The sequence below is a fragment of the Pseudomaricurvus sp. ABR4_320 genome, assembly GCF_056159445.1.
In genome coordinates this window covers 41,027-57,781 of sequence record NZ_JBSWVF010000018.1, presented here as the reverse complement: position 1 = coordinate 57,781, position 16,755 = coordinate 41,027, and the positions used below count along the sequence as shown (strand labels likewise).

Genomic DNA, 16,755 nt, shown 5'->3' with positions numbered 1-16,755 from the left:
CTTATGAGAACAATAAACTCTCAAGGGGCGTTGTCAACGGCTCCGTACTATGAGCGAGGGGATAAAAAAATGACCATCTACAAAACACCGCTGGATGACCTGTTATTCCAGCTGGAACATGGCCTTCCATACCAACAGATCGCGTCGCTACCTGGTTATGAGGATGCGGATTTCGAAACCGTCAAAGCGATATTGTCGGAAGCCGCGAAGTTTTTCGAACACGAAGTTGCGCCGACCAATCATCCCGCCGACAAGCAGGGCAGTCAGTTGGTCGATGGGAAGGTTGTGGTTCCCGATTGCCTGCAAGGAGTCTACCAGAAAATGGTTGAGGGTGGCTGGTTAAGCATCGGTGCGCCCACCAAGTATGGCGGCGCAGGCTTTCCAGAGGTCATCAATGCGGCAGTGAGTGAAATGCTGCAATCGGCCAATCTTTCCCTGGGTTTATTGCCACTGCTCACACAGGGGGTGGTCCATGCGTTGGATCTCTATGGCAGCGACGAGCAGAAAAACGATTATCTACCAAAACTGGTGAGCGGCCAATGGTCCGGTACGATGAATCTGACCGAGCCTCAAGCGGGAACCGATCTCGCTGCGGTAAAAACACGGGCAGAGAGAGAGGGGGATCACTACCGAATTACCGGACAAAAAATCTTCATCACCTGGGGTGACCATCAAGAGGCGGAAAACATCATTCATCTGGTTTTGGCCAGAACCCCGGACGCGCCAGAGGGCGTAAAAGGCATCTCCATGTTTTTGGTGCCGAAATTTCTGTTGGACGCTGACGGTAACCCTGACGCTCGTAACGACATTAAAACAGTTGGGGTCGAACATAAGCTGGGTATTCACGCGAGTCCGACGTGCGTGTTGCAGTTTGGTGACAAAGGCGGCGCCGAGGGCTACCTCGTAGGGGAGGAAAACCAGGGCTTGGTGTACATGTTCGCCATGATGAACGCCGCCAGGCTGGCGGTTGGGCAGCAGGGGATCTCCGTCAGTGAGCGAGCCTATCAGCAGGCGGTGATCTACGCTCAGGAACGTCTGCAGGGAAATCTTCCCGGTTCACCTGATCGGGTAGCGATTATTCAGCACCCGGATGTAAAACGCATGTTGATGACCATGCGTGCGCTAACTCAGGCTGGACGCGCTATGGTGCTAGAGGCCTATGCAGCTGCGGATATCGCGGCGCGTCATGAAGGCGCAGAGCAGCGAGCGGCCGCTAACACTCGGGTTGAAGTCATGACGCCTCTGGTGAAAGGCTGGTGTACCGAAGTTGCCCAGGAGGTGACCTCCTTGGGCATTCAGATCCATGGTGGAATGGGGTTTATCGAAGAGACGGGGGCAGCACAGCATTATCGGGATGCCAGAATCCTGGCGATTTACGAAGGCACCAATGGTATTCAGGCGTTGGACTTTATCGGCCGTAAAACACTGCGGGACAAAGGCGCCGGTGTGCAAGCTCTGCTTGCGAGTATTGCGACAGATACCGCTGAAGCCGGTAAGGTCACTGAGCTGGGAACCTTGGCAAGCCGTATGAACGCATCAGTCAGATTGTGTGAAGAAGCGCTGTCACTCTTGGCACAAAAACCTGAGCAGGCAACGGCCGTTGCCTTTCCCTTTATGATGTTGTTTGCTAATACCCTGGCAGCATCCTTACTTCTCAAAAGTGCCGCTGCTGCGACTTCCTCACCAGATATTCCGCACAGTCAAATCAAGCGTGAGGCGGCCAGATTTTTCGTCGAGCAACTGCTACCGCGTAACGAATCGGCGATTGCTTCCGTGAGAGCGGGTGCAGAAAGCTTCCAGGCGTTCACACCGGAAGCTGATCTGAACGTTAACTAAAAAGGTAATGATGGCTCGACAGCGGCGATTGTCGAGCCTGTTATCACTCCTGGAAATTTCTTCACGTACCGCATATGGCTTTCCTATTAATTGAAGGCCTTAATTAAATGTCATCCCCCGCAAGGTAAAGAGACAGAGGTGGCACGCCAGCAGGGCTAATACTCCTGTCCCATCCTTTTTTGTAGGGAAAATTCTATCTCAGGCTCGGTTAACATAAACAATTGTTTGTGAATGTTAACAGGCGCTTACCGCACTTCTATTGTTTCACCGAGTCCTAACGAAAGAAGGGGCTGTGAGCCAAACATACAGCCCATAAAAACGAATACAGAGAGGTCAGGTTATGTCGAGTCTTAATGGAAAAGTTGCTTTAGTAACTGGGGCTGCCGACGGTATTGGCGCAGCCAGTGCTCGCGCTTTGGGTAGCGATGGCGCCATCACAGTGGTGACGGATATTAATTTGGATGGCGCGCAGCAAGTGGCGTCGAGTATCGGTGACAATGCGCTGGCGTTACATCTGGATGTTTGCGATCGAGCCGCTTGGAAATCGGTCATGGATGAAATTCGTGAACGCTATGGGCGCTTGGACATTTTAGTCAACAATGCTGGCGGTGCCGGAGCTGGAACTATAGAAGATACCGATATCGATTTTTACCAGCGCTGCATGGCCTTAAATGTGGATAGTGTTTTTATTGGCTCACAATTGGCGATTGAGCTGATGAAATCTGAGGGTGGCAGTATTATCAATGTTTCGTCGATCCATGGGTTGCGAGCGGCACCTCACGCTGCGGCTTATACTGCTGCAAAAGGTGCGGTTACCATGTTGAGTAAATCGATTGCTCGCTATTGTGCCGATAAGGGTTACAAAATTCGCTGCAATTCGGTTCATCCCGGTTATATTCTGACGCCACAGATGGAAAAATGGGTCAGTGAGCAAGACGATCCCGAGGCAATGATGCAAGGTCTGGTCTCTCAGCATCCCATTGGGTTTCTCGGTGATCCAAAAGACGTTGCCCATGGTGTTCGTTATCTTGCCGGTGAAGCCGCTCGATTTGTCACCGGATCAGAATTGGTGATTGATGGTGGTTTTTGCCTTTAAGGGCGCGTCAAGAAAAAGTGATTTTGAGGTTCTGGCAAGGAAGGGGTGAGAGCGCTCAGCCCTGCTGACGCCAGAATGCAGAAGTTGTATTTTTGAGATGCCAGCGTCAATCAACAATCGACTGAATAAGGTCAGTGTCGAAATAGAAAGGAACGATCTCCAGTAATTTGTCACCTTCGAATTTGAAGGTCTCGATCATTTGGGTATTGATGGTTTTACCGCTTCGCAAACCGGTCATTTTCATGTTTACCCAAACCATCACATAGCCGTCACCTTCACATATCGCCGTTGGAGTCGGTTCGAATTCACTGAATTGACTGAATACGATTCCTACCAGTTCTTTTAATCCGTCCATTCCGTGAAAGGTTCCCTTGTACGGTATGCTGTCAGCTTCGATAACGCGAAAATCAGGGTGTAAATGGCTGGCATAGGTTTCCCAATCCAACGTGGGCAGGGCGTTGTATAGTGTATTAACGATTTCTGTAAGTGATCTGCTCATAATCCAGTCCTTATCGAACTTCAAATATTTACGCATAAGCAAACAAGGTTTGCTTATTGGCATCTATCCAGGCGGTTGGTTTTCAATCTACATGGCCTCTATGGCGTTAAAAGCGGGCTTAATTTGGCCTTTCCTCACACGTAGATTCTCTTGTTTTTCTGGTCTTGGCCTTACAGAACCTGGCTCGAAAATGAAAATCAATGGACCGCTAGGGGTTGTTAAGCTATCTCATTCGGTAACCGTGGGTAAGTGTTCAGGCGGGGCACCTATATAAAATGGTAGGCAGGCAGTATGCCTGGGTATTGCGAGAATAAGATGTCATTTTTGAAGATGCTGTGCTGTACCCATAATAAAAATCAGAGAGCTAATCGACAACGGAGCTGCAATGAAGACCGAAACGGCCGAGCGCGTGCGCAAACAGATTCAAACGGAGCTCATTCGAGATCACCATCCCGATGGCTTTCCAACGCTCCCCGAAATTCCAGGCGCAAGATACACGAGCTCGACTTTCTATGATCTGGAAATGGCAGAACTCTGGAAAAAGTCCTGGCTTTGTGTGTTCCGCGCTGACGAACTTCCAGAGCCGGGTTGCTATAAACTGGTCAAGCGTTTGGGGCATTCCGTTGTCATAACCCGGGGACGAGACCACACGATTCGAGCTTTTCATAACGCTTGTCGTCACCGTGGCGCGCCAGTGGTGACCGAAGATGGCAAGCGTAACCTACTAATGTGTAAATACCATATGTGGAGTTACAATTTGAACGGCGAGCTGATTCGTGTACCGGAAGAGCACGATTTTGGTGATTTTGATCGCTGTAGCCACAGTTTATTGAGTGTTCGTTGCGAAGAATGGCAGGGCTGGGTTTTTATCAACTTTGACAGTGGCGCCGAAACTTTGGCGAAAAGTTTGGAGTCGGTTACAGGGGATCTAACGTCACTTGGCATGAACGACCTGACGTTTAAAGGACGTTTGCACTACAAAATTCAGTGTAATTGGAAGGCGGCATTAGACGCATTCAGTGAAGCGTATCACGTGCCCGCTATCCATCCACAAACGGTCGATACGTTATTGGATGGCAAAGGAACTGCTATTGCTCTGTTTAAGGGCGGGCACAGTCGAATGGCGATGCCCAAACGGTTTAACACGGGCGGTGGCACTTGGGCTGAGGGCGCCGATCAGTATGATGTGGCAGGCGCTCATGACATCTTTCGAACGGAGAGTTTAGCCTACGGATTCTTCCCCAATTTTGTCTGTCCTTTCGACCCTTCAGGTTTTCCATTTATTATCTTTTGGCCCGATGGGAAAAGTCGGTGTGACTGCGAGGTTATATTTGTCGGTGGAGGAGATCCTTCAGAAAATTGCATCAATTCCGCTTATTGGAAAGAACTGCTCGAAGGTTACGATGCCATCATGCAGGAAGACATTCAGTTTTTAAGTGGGATTCAAGAGTCGCTGGAGTCGGGCGCGTTTCCGGGTATGACACTTTGCCACCAAGAGCGCAGAATTTACTGGATGCACGAAGAAATTGATCGTCGAATTGGCCGAGAGAAAGTTCCTGCTGAGTTGCGCGTCGAACCGGTGCTTTCACAATTTGTCGAGCGTTGATCTTTTGGCCTCCGTGCAGTTTTTTGTAAAAAGGATTGGCAGCTCTTATCTGAAAAACGCGCGTGCTTATGGTATCGAGACAAGAGCTGTATAAAGGCCGACTGAGTTACCAGTAGATACCCGCAATATGCCAAGCTCCGACGACGGCAAACAATAGTGCTGCAATAACACGAGTCGCGTTAAGTGGCAGCCTTTGCATGATGTATTCACCGGCAAACACTACCGGTACATTTGCGGCGAGCATCCCCAACGTTGTACCCATAGTTACCAAAATGATCGAGTCAAATTGCGCCCCTAGTAGCACGGTGGCAACCTGCGTTTTATCACCGATTTCTGCGAGGAAAAAGAGTACGGTGGATACGACCAAAGCACCGTACTGGTCAAATCGTGTATCCGCCTCTTCGTCTTTATCGGGAATCAAAAGCCACAGGGCGAGGGCAATAAAACTTCCTCCGACCAGCCAGCGTCCCAATTCGCTTTGAAAAAATTGGCCAATCCAATTGCCGATCCACGCAGAGACCCCGTGATTCAACAGTGTTGCCAATAAAATGCCAAGGATAATTGCCCACTTATTACGGAATCTAGCTGCGAGCAACAGAGATAATAGCTGAGTTTTATCGCCGATTTCGGCCAGGGCAACGGTAAACGTAGAGGTAAGAAAAGCATCCATAAACAGGCTCCGGTGGGCAAACAAACCAATAAGGCAAACACCAGCCGCCCACCATAGGGACTGTTGTTTGCCTCAGGTCTTGCCAATGCAGCTGGGGGCTGCACGAAACCGCCATAAGCCATTGTGGGCTCAAGTATGTTGACGATCTCTCTTCCGGATCGGAGAAGACTACTCCCCTAAGACGTGGCGCAGAGTATCGTTTTTTGTCGGTTGGGGCAATAGAGTTGCCACGATGCACGATGCACGATGCGTAGACGGCAATCATCGGTAAAAACAGTTGATTGTATTGCTATCATTGAATTGTCAACATCCCACCTCACTGGCCACCGGTTCCCCAGATCGGTTTTTCAACATAAAACAAATCAAAAGAGCGCTGGCTGGCATCAGTGCGGCCAGCCAGGGCAGCGACTGTACTGATAAGCCTGCGCTTAATAACCAGCCTCCTGCAGCAGCCCCCACCGCGTTGCCGAGGTTGAACGCGCCAATATTGAAACTGGCAACCAACGGACGAGTGTTCGGGGTTGCCTGGTTAAGTAACCAGCTTTGCAAGGGGGCAACCGTGGCAAAGGCGGTAAATCCAAGCAAGAGACAGCCACCGAGCATCGCTGCTTTAAATGACATCAAGACTGGCAGAGCGACCAAGGTCAGCGTTAGGGCTGCCAGCGTCTGTATCAGTGCTCGATAGGTGTTCTTATCGGCAAGTCGTCCTCCGATAGGATTTCCCAAGACCAGGCCGATACCAAACAGTAGCATCGCGTAGGGCAACATGCTTTCGGAGAATTGCGACACCTGTGTAAGCATGGGCGCAATATAAGTCAAGGTTGCAAAGGTGCCTCCGAAGCCGAGGGCTGTCATGGTAAATCCGCTCAGAATGCGCGGCGATGTTAAAACCGATTTTACATCCTTCCATGGAATCACAGGCATGGGGCCATCACCTTTTGGCAGCCACAGATTTAGAAGCAGCAGGGCGATAAGTGCGAGGGCGAAGACCGCAACGAACAAGCTGCGCCACCCCCAAGTCTGGCCTACCCAGGTACCAAGCGGTACGCCCAGGACATTGGCCAGGGTGAGTCCGGCGAACAGAAAAGCGATGGCCGATGCTTGGCGTTCAGGGCCGACGAGTTTTGCAGCGATGACGGAACCTACCCCAAAGAAAACCCCATGACTGATCGCTGCGATGACGCGGGTCATGACGAGCATTGAAAATGGATCTGCGATGGCAGACAAACCGTTGCCGACGACGAAGATTGTCATCAGGGCGATGATGAGTGTTCTTTCACTGCAGCGGCCAGAGAGTAGTGGAATAAGCGGTGCACCTAATACGACACCCAGTGCGTATCCCGAGACGACCAAGCCGGCATCACTAACGGATACGTTTAAATCCCTTGCAATGTCGAGCAACAGACCTACGGGTGCAAACTCCGTGATCCCAATTGCAAAGGCACCGAGCCCCAGTGCTAATAATGGTAATTGCATGCTTTTCATTGAGTGGCCTCCTGTTGAGTAAACAGGGGCTGCGTTGCCAGATAGTCTGCCATTGCGCGATAGCCGGTATCGTTGGGATGCAGAAAATCGTCCGAACGATAGATCTTCCGGAGTCGCTGTGGATACGCTGGATCTTGCATAAGTTTGTCAAAATCGATCACTAAATCCACGGGGGCGTCTTCTCGCAGCCATTGGTTAAAAGTCTGCCGCTGTTGTTCTTTGGCGCTTGAGTAATAGTCTTTTACATAGGTATTTTCCAGCGCACCCGCAAAGGGGGTTAGTGTGCTGGCGATGACTCGCACACCTTGAATTCTGGCGCGGCTCGCGAGTTGTCGGTAGACAAGTTCCATTTCGGAAAGATCTGCTTTCGATGCATCGGGTGCGTGCAGTGTGCCGGGCCAGCCAATATCGTTGATTCCCAGCATAACCAGCACACTGTCGACATTGGGCAGTGATAGTAAGTCACGGTTCAGTCGAGCGAGCGCATTGTCGCCCATCTTGGAGTTGACCAGCTGCGCGCCTGAAATACCCGCGTTGATAATGGCGATATGGTCCTTGACCAGCAGATTATTCAAGTGGTCTGTCCAACGATTGTATGTATTGGGAGTGGACGCGTTGCCATCGGTGATTGAGTCGCCCAGGGCCACCAGAGTTTTGATTGGCTTATCGCTGGAGATCAATAGAGCTTGTACAAACAGTTTGACGTCCAACTCGCTCGCCGACGTGAGTGTTTGGCTGCCCGTTTGGTCTCCTGTAGCGAGATAGCTGGTTTGAATTCCGTCCCAATGAAAGGTCGAGGGCGTGGTGGGTTCCGGGAGATAAAGATCCAATGCTAGGGGGGTGAGATCCGCAATCTTCTGGTTTAGAGCGTCTGAGATAACATCCGCCCCCGGAGGAATCGTCACCTGAGTCTCGCCAGAAAACGTCAGTGTCACAGAGGATTCCGGATCGATTTTGCCATTGTGCGTCACCGTCGCAAGACTGGCGGCTCCGATCACCAATGGCTGCGTACCGTAGCGATTTGAGAGGATGATCCGCGCGTTGTCTCCGCCAATACTGCTGCGAAAGATTTGTCGTAACGTTTGATCTCGCAGCTGAAAAGGCAGTTTGGTGGGAAGAGAAAAATTTCCATCCCAGGTGGGTTGAACACTGCTCATCCAGCTGGTGTACCAATCCGAGCGCTGGTTTGGTGGCTTAGTATCTGCGTGCAAGGCGCCGCTGGTGATGAAAGGTATGACCAGCGCCAAGGCCAGCCATAGCTGTCGATATCGAGACATTGTCTGTTCCTGTGAGGTATGAGGTGCACAGTGTGTCTGGATATCCTTAGGCTGATAATATAGATTTTCTATAAAATAGATTTTTGGAAATATTGAAAATGTCTCAACTCGACGATTTACGCCTTTTTGTGGCAGCCGTTGCCGAGGGCAGTCTGTCGGCGGCGGGCAGGCGTTTGGAGCGCTCCCCGGCGGTGGCCAGCGCCGGTCTTAAACGTTTGGAGCTGACATTGGGGGTGACGCTCTTTGCTCGTAATACCCGACGTCTTCGACTTACACCTGCCGGTGAAATCTACTATCGACGAATTGCGCTGGCACTGAATGAAATTGATCAGGCGGCGATGGAAATCCGTGATGATAGTGGGCCGCTGAAGGGTAATATCGCTGTTACCGCGCCGGTCGATTTTGTGCATTTGTACTTGGCGCCAGCAATACAGCATTTTCGAGAAGTGCACTCTGAGGTTCGTTTTTCAATCATTGCCAGTGACGGCCCCATGGATCTTGTAGATCGACCTTTGGATATGGCTGTACGCTATGGGGTGCTTGCAGATTCCGGACTGGTTGCCAGTCGCCTGTGCGAAAATGCCAGGGTGCTGGTGGCATCTCCTGATTTTATCGAGCGCTTCGGTGCGCCTTCAACCCCTCAGGACCTGGTTAATTTCGCTTGTCTTACCTATGTACGTAATAACGTCGCGCAGCGCCGCTGGCAATTTGAACGTGATGGAGAAACCACAGTAATTTCCATTGCTCCCGCTGTGGTTTGCGATAACGGCGCCATTGTTCGGGAGATGGCTCTGCAAGGTGCGGGCATTGCGTACAAAAGTGAAATTGATGTTCGCGGAGAATTGCAGGAGGGGCGATTGCAGCGCCTGTTGCCGGATTGGCGGGGCGAATCGTCACCAGTACAGCTGGTTTATCCTACCGCAGGGCCGCGACCCCGTCGTGTTTTAGAGTTTGCGGCATTTCTGAAATCAAGGATCCAATCATAACCGCCATCGTTTTTGACGTGCTGATCTCCATGCTGGCGCTTAAAATATTATAGGATTTAGAAAACCCTCATGATAAAAAATCTTTACCTAATCAATCTTTTTCTGGTGCCATGAATTCGCTATGTTTAGCGAAGGTTTTTCATTCACGAGGGGCGTCTGATGAATGCCGAAACCGGCAAATTGAATTTGCGTGCGCCACTGTTTTTGCAGCAGCCGGTGACGCTGGCTCAGCTCGAGATTTTCTACGCTCCGGCACAGGACCTCGCCCCCGTAATTTCGAAGCTGCAACAGCGCCTGCAGCCAGATTTCGACGAACTCGTCATCGCTGAAGATACGCGTTTATCACCAGATTACGAGTCCGATCAAAGTGTCTCCGAAATCGCCCCGGGAAGTTGGACGTTAATTCACTCGTCTCGTCAAAGCGCGATACAGTGGCGACGCGGCTATCTGTCGGTGTTTTCTTCAAGCTTTGAAGATCCTTTTGAATTTTGTGATATCTGCGCCACAGCGATTCAACAGACTCGAGAAACTCTCCGGCCAGATCATGTGTTTGGTCTCGGCTTGCGCCAGAGTAATTTGGTTGTAGGATCGTCTGAAAAAGCTGCACGTCAATTGGTACGATCCTTTGCGCCGGATATCACTCCAGTCGCACAGAGTGATACCACAGAATCAATGGTGCGAGCATCAATTCCAGAAGGCAGCCTGGTGTTGAGATGCGCGTCCGGACAGCAGGGGTGGCTCGTCTACCCAGATCGCCAAGGGGCGCCTTTATCCTCGATTGCTCCGAGCTGGGCGAGAGACAACAAGGACCGAATTCTTATCGACATCGAATGCCTTTGGCAGGCGGGCATGTCAAGTGATGAACTTGTAAAGTCGATGGATGACGAATCGATATTGCCGTGGATCTTGAGCGCCGAGCGACGCTCCAGTGAGGTTTTTCAACGCTTGCTCAGCGACGCAGGTATTCGGCGCTATCAATTGGTGGAATTGTCATCGCAGTCGAATTGACTCGGCGCTCAGACAGATTCGTCCATCAGTGCAGCAAACAGGTTGACCAGTGCCATTTGCTCTGGGGTGGCAACTGGAGTTGCGGCCAGTGCCGGATTGGCGACGACGATTGCCAGGCTTTGAGCCCTAGACAGGGCGACGTTGAGTCGGTGTTTATCGAATAAAAATTCCAGCCCTCGGGGGGATTCGCCTGCGTCGCTGGCACACATACTCAGGAAAACGATGGGTGCTTCCTGCCCCTGAAATTTATCTACGCTGCCCACTTTGGCGTCATCACCCAAGGCCTGCTTTAACTTGCTAACCTGATGATTATAGGGCGCCACAAATAATATGTCTGACCAGTCAATCGGACGGGTCAACTCTTTTTGAGAGCCAGCTTTGCCCGTTTGGAAGGTGCGCCCAAGTAATTCCTTGGCCAGCGTCTGAATGATGTCAACTTCCTCCTCTGCCGCCTGGGTATTGCCCTCATGTACGACAGGAATAAAAATAATCCCCGCCTCTTTATCGAGCAGCCCTTGGTAGTCGCTAGGCACAGCAATCGTACGTAAATCATTACTCGGATGAGCAGTCAGCTTACTGTCGTAGATGTAGTTGCTGACAAATCGGTTCACCCGCGAATGCATGCGGTAGGTGGTGCCGAGAAACACCCCCATTGTCGATGGTATGGTTGGAGAATCGTGCAGTAAATAATCCAGTACTGACAGCCCGCTGTCAGCTGGATGGGTGCCCTGAGAGGGCTGTCCGAGCTGCATCTGGTCGCCCATCAAAATCAGGTTGCGACAGCTGCGGCTAATCGCCACCAGATTCGCGACAGCGACTTGTCCGGCCTCATCGACAAACAGATAGTCTAATTGGTCGGCCATATCGTCGCGGGCAAAACCCCAGGCCGTAGTGCCAATCACGCAACCGGGCTTGATAGCGGCCGCCAATTGATTATTTTTAAGAATCTCAACGTTGAGCTCGGCAAGTTCTGGATCTGTATCTTTGGTACAGGCACAAAAAACCGAGAGCTGTTGTTCCTGGCAGTAGCGCGCCGTACTGATCAGCAGATTATTGATCGCTTTGTGGCTGTTGCTGGCGATACCCACTTTGGCGCCGCTGCTAATAAGCGCCGCGATGATGTGCTTGCCTGTATAGGATTTTCCCGCGCCGGGCGGTCCCTGAATCGTCAGATAACTGTTATCGATATGGCTTACCGCTTGAATGATTTGCTGCAGGCGTTCGCCGGGATCGCTCGCTGGCGCGATATCACCGCTGGTGCTTGGATGAGAGTAGTCCGAGCGAAATCGCGGAGGTGAGCGTTGCAAAAAGTCGACGATCGCTGAAACCACAGGTTGGGGGCTGTCGGCGTAGTGGGCGACGACCGCGTCGATGGCGTCAGGAATGGGCGCAGGATTGACGAATTCATAAGGCACCAGCGAAAGATGGGCGGGCGGCTCCTCTTTCGCCTGTAACATAATTAAACCCTGCTCAAGATCGCTTTCCTCTTTCATAAAGTCAACTTTGAGAGGCGTACCATTCTCCGTTTCTTCGCCCAGAACAAAGAATTGCCGTGCGGCCCCTTTGAATTCTTGGGTAGGGTCAAAGCGATATTCGTAGCCGAGGTTACGGGTGCGAGCCGAGCGTTTAAAGGGTTCCCGTTCGGTACGATCGCAAAAGGCGAGGCAGTCAAGGTCGTCGAGCAACTCTTCTGGAGATAATCCCAGGCGTTCAAACATTTTCCAGAACACCGGCTTGGCTTCGCGTCGATGAAATTCCAGCAACCAGGCGAGGTTTTCACTGAGTCTTGCGGCAGGCGATTGCTGTTCACCTTCTGTGGCCGCTCGCTCTAATAACCGATCGCGCAGGCGTGTGCGCTCGGTGATTTCCTCGGGGATCTCAGGTTCGGTTATGTCACTTTTCCCGAGGTAGGCGATGCCTTTGGCGGTTTGTTGTTCACGCAACCAAGCGACCAACTCCTGGGTGGAATCGCAGTCGTCGATATTGTAATCGCGAATGCTGTTCAGGGTGGGAGACGTCTGCCAGCGGTCACCTTCTTCACCGCGTGCCAGGCGTTCTCGCCATTGTTCGTAGACCACGACGGAATCGCCGCCGGTGCCCACGTCGGTCTCGCGTTTGCCTCGGTACAGGTGCTCTACATTTTTAATGGAATAGCGGGGCTCACCCAGCAAAATGCCACTTCGCACAATGTTATACAGGTCGACAAACACGTCATTGCGGAGCAGTTGATCGACTTCGTCCTCGCAGCAGCCAAAACGCCCCATGAGCTTGCGACAGGCGGCGATTTCATAATTGGCATAGTGGTAAATGTGCATACCAGGATGGGCGCGCCAGCGTTGGTAGACCCATTGAATAAAATCGACGAAGGCTTGTTTTTCCTGCTCTCGATTGTGTGCCCAGAAGTCTCTGAATTGACGCTCGCCCTGGTCGTCGAAATAGGTACAGCCCCACAGGTATTCCAGCCCCCCCTCATCCAGCGGAAAACCTTCGATATCGAAAAACAGATCGGCGTTCGAATGGGGTGGCAGGAGCGCCAGGCCGGATTTTTCTCCGGCGGCTGGCATTCGAATTTCCACGCAGGGAGGGGCATCAGGCTGTTGTTGCTGCAATGTTTGGGTTTGCTTTTGAATACGAGCCTGAGACTTCAGACGCTGTAAAACCAATGGATTGATACCACTGACATAGTCCCTTGGGGTGTTGGCCAACGCCTGCATGCTGGTAATATTCGCCTGAATGAGCTTTTTGATTTGACCGCGGCTGATGCCCGCGACCTGAAACAAATGATCTCGCGCCAGCAATTGCTCCTTGGCGACGTTGCTCCAGTTCCCCCAGTTCGGCGAATCGGCTGGGTCGGGCATTTGCTCTGGATGAAAGTGGGCTTGTTGTTCTAGAAATCGCTGTTTCTGTAAGCGGTAGTAAGACAGGTATTGGCGTGTTTGAAAACGCTTTATCTCGCCATTGCCGAGTACCAAGGTCACAAAGTCGGCCTCTGCGTCTTGCATGCTGGCGAGCATTTCTGTGTAGCAACACAGTTGTATCAGGTAGCGGGGATCGGCGCGACTGGCGAGTTTGGTGTCCCACACTTCGTAGTGATAGTCGCCGAGCTTGCTGGGGCCTTCAACCTTGACAAGAAAGTCGCTGTAACCGGCGAAAGGTCGTTGTTGTAAGCGCGCCTGAACAATGACATCCACGCCATCTGCCATGGCTTTCCGCGTGCTCTCCAGGCACTGATTGGCGTCATGTCCGTCAATTTTCAAAACCAGCAGTCCTTGTTCACGAAAACGACCTTCCTGCTCAGCCTCGTGGGCATAGCCTTTTTCAGACAAGGTGGCAGACAGGCTGTCTGCGGGATCCTTTTCCGGCGCTAGCTCCGGGTGCTCTCTGGCCAGTTGATCCATCCACGCAGCAAAGGGACTCTCGATAAATTGGGTCAATTGGGTTGGGCTGTACAGGGGGCTGTCGCTGGTGGAGGGCATTACAGAGATCCAGAGTTCTTCATTCGGTGATGACTGTCGATAATTCGTCATCTTCTGGGAGTAGTGTACAGGAATCTTAAATCAGTGAGGGGAAGGGCTCAGTATGGGTGATATTGGAAAATCCTTGCCGATGTCGGCCATTTCCGCAGAGCGTCAACGCTTGCGAATTGGCGAAGCCGTAAAAGACGTTAAAAGCGCGCTGTTTAATATCAGCTATACCCACCAGGTTAACGCCGACCCGCTGATTCGTCAGGCGTTGGTTCGTGATGCGGTGATCTGCTTCAGTAAGGCGTATAGCATTGTGGATAAAGATGACGTCTTTTTGTCATTTCGTCTTTTGGAAAAAATTCTGGAAGCCAAACACGAACAGACTTTAAAAGAGATATTTTGCTACCGTTCCAGAATGTTATCTGCCTATAACTCCGCCAGTGAAGAGGATGATGAACCACAGGTCGCTGATGGGGGGAGCTCGTCTCTGGATACACGGTTTCGCGATAATCTTAGCGCTCTGTGCCGTCTACTACTGGAACAGCTGACGTTGGAGATTAACGATTTGGATATCAAAAAGGACGCTCAGCAAGAAATTCATTAGGGCATCCTAATTGCGTGTTTGAGCGTTCTGTTCGGTCAGTAACGCCCCCGCGGATTGCAGGGGCGCGTCATACCTTTAGTGCTTATTCAAACACTTCAGTACGGAAATATGGCTCAGGACGTTCGTCCATTACCTCAAACGTTTTCGTGGTTTTGTAGTATTTGCCGTAGACGTCTCGGGTCATGATTTCCAACGTGTGAATGCCGTTTTCCAGATCTGCAGGGATGGACATCTTCCAGATGTGGTTGGAGTTTTCGGCAAAGCTACCGGATTGCGGCTGCGGATCGGCCGTACCGTATTGTGAACCGTTATAGAGCTGGTAGCCTTGAGTATCCGGATTTCCTGATTCGCTCTTGGTAGCGTAACGGTATACGTACAACTGCTTTTTCAGGGCAAAGGGATCCAGGGATTCGATTTTGCCTTCTCCGGTGCCGGATTGGGTGCGCTCGATGAGTGCAGGAGCCTGATCATCCAGCTTCACCCACACTTTGCTGTCACGTGAGCCGTTCCAGACGTTAACCATCAACTCAGTGCCACCTGCCAGGTCACTGGCGGTAAGTATCGAGGTGTCACCCAAATCCGCAATACTAACCGGTGGCGTGTCTGTACGGGCTTCAGCGGGAGTTTCATACCAGCTTTTCATCGCGTAATACCAATCCAGGAAGGTGGGCGACAAGAAGTCAGCATGCATCTGTTCCCGCGGCGATTTGGCGGCGGCTTTGAATTGGGCGTTGAAGTCACTGCCGAAAAATTCGAAGATCAGGTAGCCGCGAGGAGCGCCCTGACGCTGAATCGCCATTGGCAGGTTGAATTCATCAATGTCACCATTCCACCAGGCTCCTGACGTCGCACCAGTAACGATTTGTGGGAATGGGGTGGAGCCCAAGCCAAGTGCGGTATTCCAGCCTTCAAAGGATTCGCCAGGCAGGAAGTTTTCCAGGGAGTGAGTGTGACCCGACAACGCCAGTGCAGGGCGATCGCCGATTAAATCGTAAAGCCACTGGGTGTTGTCAACCTGATGTTTGGTCGAATCCATATCCGCATAGGATACGAGTGGCACGTGCATGTTGAGCACAATCAATTTGTTCTCTGGGACCAGTGACAGATCGTTGGTCAACCATTCCATCTGAGCCGAATCAATCACACCGTTGTAGGTCGGAGCATTTTCCGGATCAGCACAAAAGTCGTGCAAGCCATCAGCGTTATCAATGTCTGGTGTACACGGGTAGCGCATGTTATCGAGAACAACAAAATGCACGTCGCCCATATCAAACGAATAGTAGGTGGGACCCCATTCGCGCTTGAAGGTATCCAGACTGTTGGCATCCGTAGGCGCGTCAAAGTCCAGATCGTGGTTGCCGGGAACAAAGTAGATCGGCTTGTCGACAGCGCTCATGATCTTTTTCATGCGAGGATACAGGCCCAGGTCATCACCCATAACATCGCCTTCGATCAAGACCAGTTCCAGATCATCGCGACCAACTAACTCATTCGCGAGGGCTTCGCGTACATAGCCGACTTCATTGTTGGAGTAAGGCTGTGGGTCACCGGAAACCGCAATCTTGAAGTTCTTTTTGTACTCGCCTTTAATCATTGGAAAGCTGATAAATCTGGGCTGATCGCCAGTGGCGTCTAAACCTCCAAAACGCATTTCTGGAGAGCCATTGGGTGCATGGTGATAAAAGAACTGGGGGATATTGTCTTCATCGGTTGGCAGGTCCCAGCCGGCGGGCTTGGTGATAAAAACGGTAAAATCTTCCAATCCCCGTTTTGCTACCGGTAGCTTATAAAAGCCATTTTTGTTGGTTTTAACGACATCGTAGCCATTTGAAACCAAGACCCCGGCGACGCCTTGTTCTTCCTCTCCTTTACAACCATCGCGATCTACGTCGTTAAAGACAAAACCTTGAACATAGTCACGAGTTTGTTCGCCATCCTTTGATGCAAAAATTTGAGGTCCACCGATATAGGACGACCGCTCATTCTGGGTACTTTTCCACTCACTGGCAGATATAGAGCTGTTCTCAGCAAGCGCCATGTTGCTGATTGGTACAATACTGATAGCAATTGATAAAAGTGACTTCCTGGTACTGATCTTCATCGTATCTTCTCCATTTGATGACCGACGATTTTTGCGCCGGAAGCCTGAAGGTAGAGGACAATCTTTGCCAGTAGAGGACAGTTTGGTAAAAGATTTTTAACAGTATTGTGGCAGTCGTAAAAA

Annotated in this window: 12 protein-coding genes and 1 riboswitch; of the genes, 6 read left to right on the top strand and 6 right to left on the bottom strand. The window is 51.3% G+C overall.

Going from position 1 to position 16,755, the window contains the following annotated elements:
- Nucleotides 1–69: 69 nt before the first annotated feature.
- Together ACXAFR_RS23265 and ACXAFR_RS23260 are read left to right on the top strand one after the other, a co-directional pair.
- On the top strand, nucleotides 70–1,836 hold the full coding sequence (locus ACXAFR_RS23265; RefSeq protein ID WP_475181565.1) for an acyl-CoA dehydrogenase: 1,767 nt from the start codon (nucleotides 70–72) through the stop codon (nucleotides 1,834–1,836).
- 340 nt (nucleotides 1,837–2,176) lie between these two features.
- Nucleotides 2,177–2,932: a glucose 1-dehydrogenase gene (locus ACXAFR_RS23260; RefSeq protein ID WP_475181564.1), complete on the top strand. Its 756-nt coding sequence runs from the start codon at nucleotides 2,177–2,179 to the stop codon at nucleotides 2,930–2,932.
- A gap of 106 nt (nucleotides 2,933–3,038) precedes the next feature.
- Here ACXAFR_RS23260 and ACXAFR_RS23255 read toward each other — a convergent pair whose 3' ends face one another.
- Entirely contained in the window at nucleotides 3,039–3,431 is a 393-nt protein-coding gene (locus tag ACXAFR_RS23255) for a nuclear transport factor 2 family protein (RefSeq protein WP_475181561.1), read from the bottom strand.
- 385 nt (nucleotides 3,432–3,816) lie between these two features.
- Between ACXAFR_RS23255 and ACXAFR_RS23250 the strand changes: the two genes are divergently transcribed.
- The gene (locus ACXAFR_RS23250) at nucleotides 3,817–5,037 is read left to right on the top strand and encodes an aromatic ring-hydroxylating oxygenase subunit alpha (protein ID WP_475181559.1); all 1,221 of its coding nucleotides are present in this window, start codon (nucleotides 3,817–3,819) and stop codon (nucleotides 5,035–5,037) included.
- A 106-nt stretch (nucleotides 5,038–5,143) separates the two neighbouring features.
- Here ACXAFR_RS23250 and ACXAFR_RS23245 read toward each other — a convergent pair whose 3' ends face one another.
- From ACXAFR_RS23245 to ACXAFR_RS23235, 3 genes are all read right to left on the bottom strand, one after another.
- On the bottom strand, nucleotides 5,144–5,707 hold the full coding sequence (locus tag ACXAFR_RS23245; protein WP_475181558.1) for a TMEM165/GDT1 family protein: 564 nt from the start codon (nucleotides 5,705–5,707) through the stop codon (nucleotides 5,144–5,146).
- An 84-nt stretch (nucleotides 5,708–5,791) separates the two neighbouring features.
- A riboswitch (yybP-ykoY riboswitch) is annotated at nucleotides 5,792–5,896 on the bottom strand.
- Between the two features lie 114 nt (nucleotides 5,897–6,010).
- The gene (locus ACXAFR_RS23240) at nucleotides 6,011–7,192 is read right to left on the bottom strand and encodes an MFS transporter (RefSeq protein WP_475181555.1); all 1,182 of its coding nucleotides are present in this window, start codon (nucleotides 7,190–7,192) and stop codon (nucleotides 6,011–6,013) included.
- Nucleotides 7,189–8,469 carry an SGNH/GDSL hydrolase family protein gene (locus ACXAFR_RS23235; RefSeq protein WP_475181554.1) on the bottom strand — a complete coding sequence of 427 codons (1,281 nt, stop codon included), beginning with the start codon at nucleotides 8,467–8,469 and terminating at the stop codon, nucleotides 7,189–7,191. The genes ACXAFR_RS23240 and ACXAFR_RS23235 overlap by 4 nt, the downstream gene beginning before the upstream one ends.
- Before the next feature lie 98 nt (nucleotides 8,470–8,567).
- Between ACXAFR_RS23235 and ACXAFR_RS23230 the strand changes: the two genes are divergently transcribed.
- Both ACXAFR_RS23230 and ACXAFR_RS23225 read left to right on the top strand, forming a co-directional pair.
- On the top strand, nucleotides 8,568–9,455 hold the full coding sequence (locus ACXAFR_RS23230) for a LysR family transcriptional regulator (protein ID WP_475181552.1): 888 nt from the start codon (nucleotides 8,568–8,570) through the stop codon (nucleotides 9,453–9,455).
- 159 nt (nucleotides 9,456–9,614) lie between these two features.
- Nucleotides 9,615–10,463, top strand: a complete 849-nt coding sequence (locus ACXAFR_RS23225; RefSeq protein WP_475181551.1) for a hypothetical protein — start codon at nucleotides 9,615–9,617, stop codon at nucleotides 10,461–10,463.
- Nucleotides 10,464–10,471: 8 nt separating this feature from the next.
- Here ACXAFR_RS23225 and ACXAFR_RS23220 read toward each other — a convergent pair whose 3' ends face one another.
- Nucleotides 10,472–13,939, bottom strand: coding sequence for a TM0106 family RecB-like putative nuclease (locus ACXAFR_RS23220; protein WP_475181548.1), 3,468 nt, complete (start codon nucleotides 13,937–13,939; stop codon nucleotides 10,472–10,474).
- Between the two features lie 103 nt (nucleotides 13,940–14,042).
- Between ACXAFR_RS23220 and ACXAFR_RS23215 the strand changes: the two genes are divergently transcribed.
- A complete protein-coding gene (locus ACXAFR_RS23215) occupies nucleotides 14,043–14,531 on the top strand; it encodes a hypothetical protein (protein ID WP_475181547.1) in 489 nt (162 codons plus the stop codon).
- Nucleotides 14,532–14,613: 82 nt separating this feature from the next.
- Here ACXAFR_RS23215 and ACXAFR_RS23210 read toward each other — a convergent pair whose 3' ends face one another.
- Nucleotides 14,614–16,632: a calcineurin-like phosphoesterase C-terminal domain-containing protein gene (locus tag ACXAFR_RS23210; protein WP_475181544.1), complete on the bottom strand. Its 2,019-nt coding sequence runs from the start codon at nucleotides 16,630–16,632 to the stop codon at nucleotides 14,614–14,616.
- Nucleotides 16,633–16,755: the final 123 nt, after the last annotated feature.

Excerpts from the sequence above, each read along its gene's own strand:
- ACXAFR_RS23245 (WP_475181558.1), bottom strand. The coding sequence starts at position 5,707 with ATGGATGCTTTTCTTACCTCTACGTTTACCGTTGCCCTGGCCGAAATC.
- ACXAFR_RS23230 (WP_475181552.1), top strand. The coding sequence starts at position 8,568 with ATGTCTCAACTCGACGATTTACGCCTTTTTGTGGCAGCCGTTGCCGAG.
- ACXAFR_RS23235 (WP_475181554.1), bottom strand. The coding sequence starts at position 8,469 with ATGTCTCGATATCGACAGCTATGGCTGGCCTTGGCGCTGGTCATACCT.
- ACXAFR_RS23260 (WP_475181564.1), top strand. The coding sequence starts at position 2,177 with ATGTCGAGTCTTAATGGAAAAGTTGCTTTAGTAACTGGGGCTGCCGAC.
- ACXAFR_RS23220 (WP_475181548.1), bottom strand. The coding sequence starts at position 13,939 with ATGCCCTCCACCAGCGACAGCCCCCTGTACAGCCCAACCCAATTGACC.
- ACXAFR_RS23265 (WP_475181565.1), top strand. The coding sequence starts at position 70 with ATGACCATCTACAAAACACCGCTGGATGACCTGTTATTCCAGCTGGAA.
- ACXAFR_RS23210 (WP_475181544.1), bottom strand. The coding sequence starts at position 16,632 with ATGAAGATCAGTACCAGGAAGTCACTTTTATCAATTGCTATCAGTATT.
- ACXAFR_RS23225 (WP_475181551.1), top strand. The coding sequence starts at position 9,615 with ATGAATGCCGAAACCGGCAAATTGAATTTGCGTGCGCCACTGTTTTTG.
- ACXAFR_RS23255 (WP_475181561.1), bottom strand. The coding sequence starts at position 3,431 with ATGAGCAGATCACTTACAGAAATCGTTAATACACTATACAACGCCCTG.
- ACXAFR_RS23215 (WP_475181547.1), top strand. The coding sequence starts at position 14,043 with ATGGGTGATATTGGAAAATCCTTGCCGATGTCGGCCATTTCCGCAGAG.
- ACXAFR_RS23240 (WP_475181555.1), bottom strand. The coding sequence starts at position 7,192 with ATGAAAAGCATGCAATTACCATTATTAGCACTGGGGCTCGGTGCCTTT.
- ACXAFR_RS23250 (WP_475181559.1), top strand. The coding sequence starts at position 3,817 with ATGAAGACCGAAACGGCCGAGCGCGTGCGCAAACAGATTCAAACGGAG.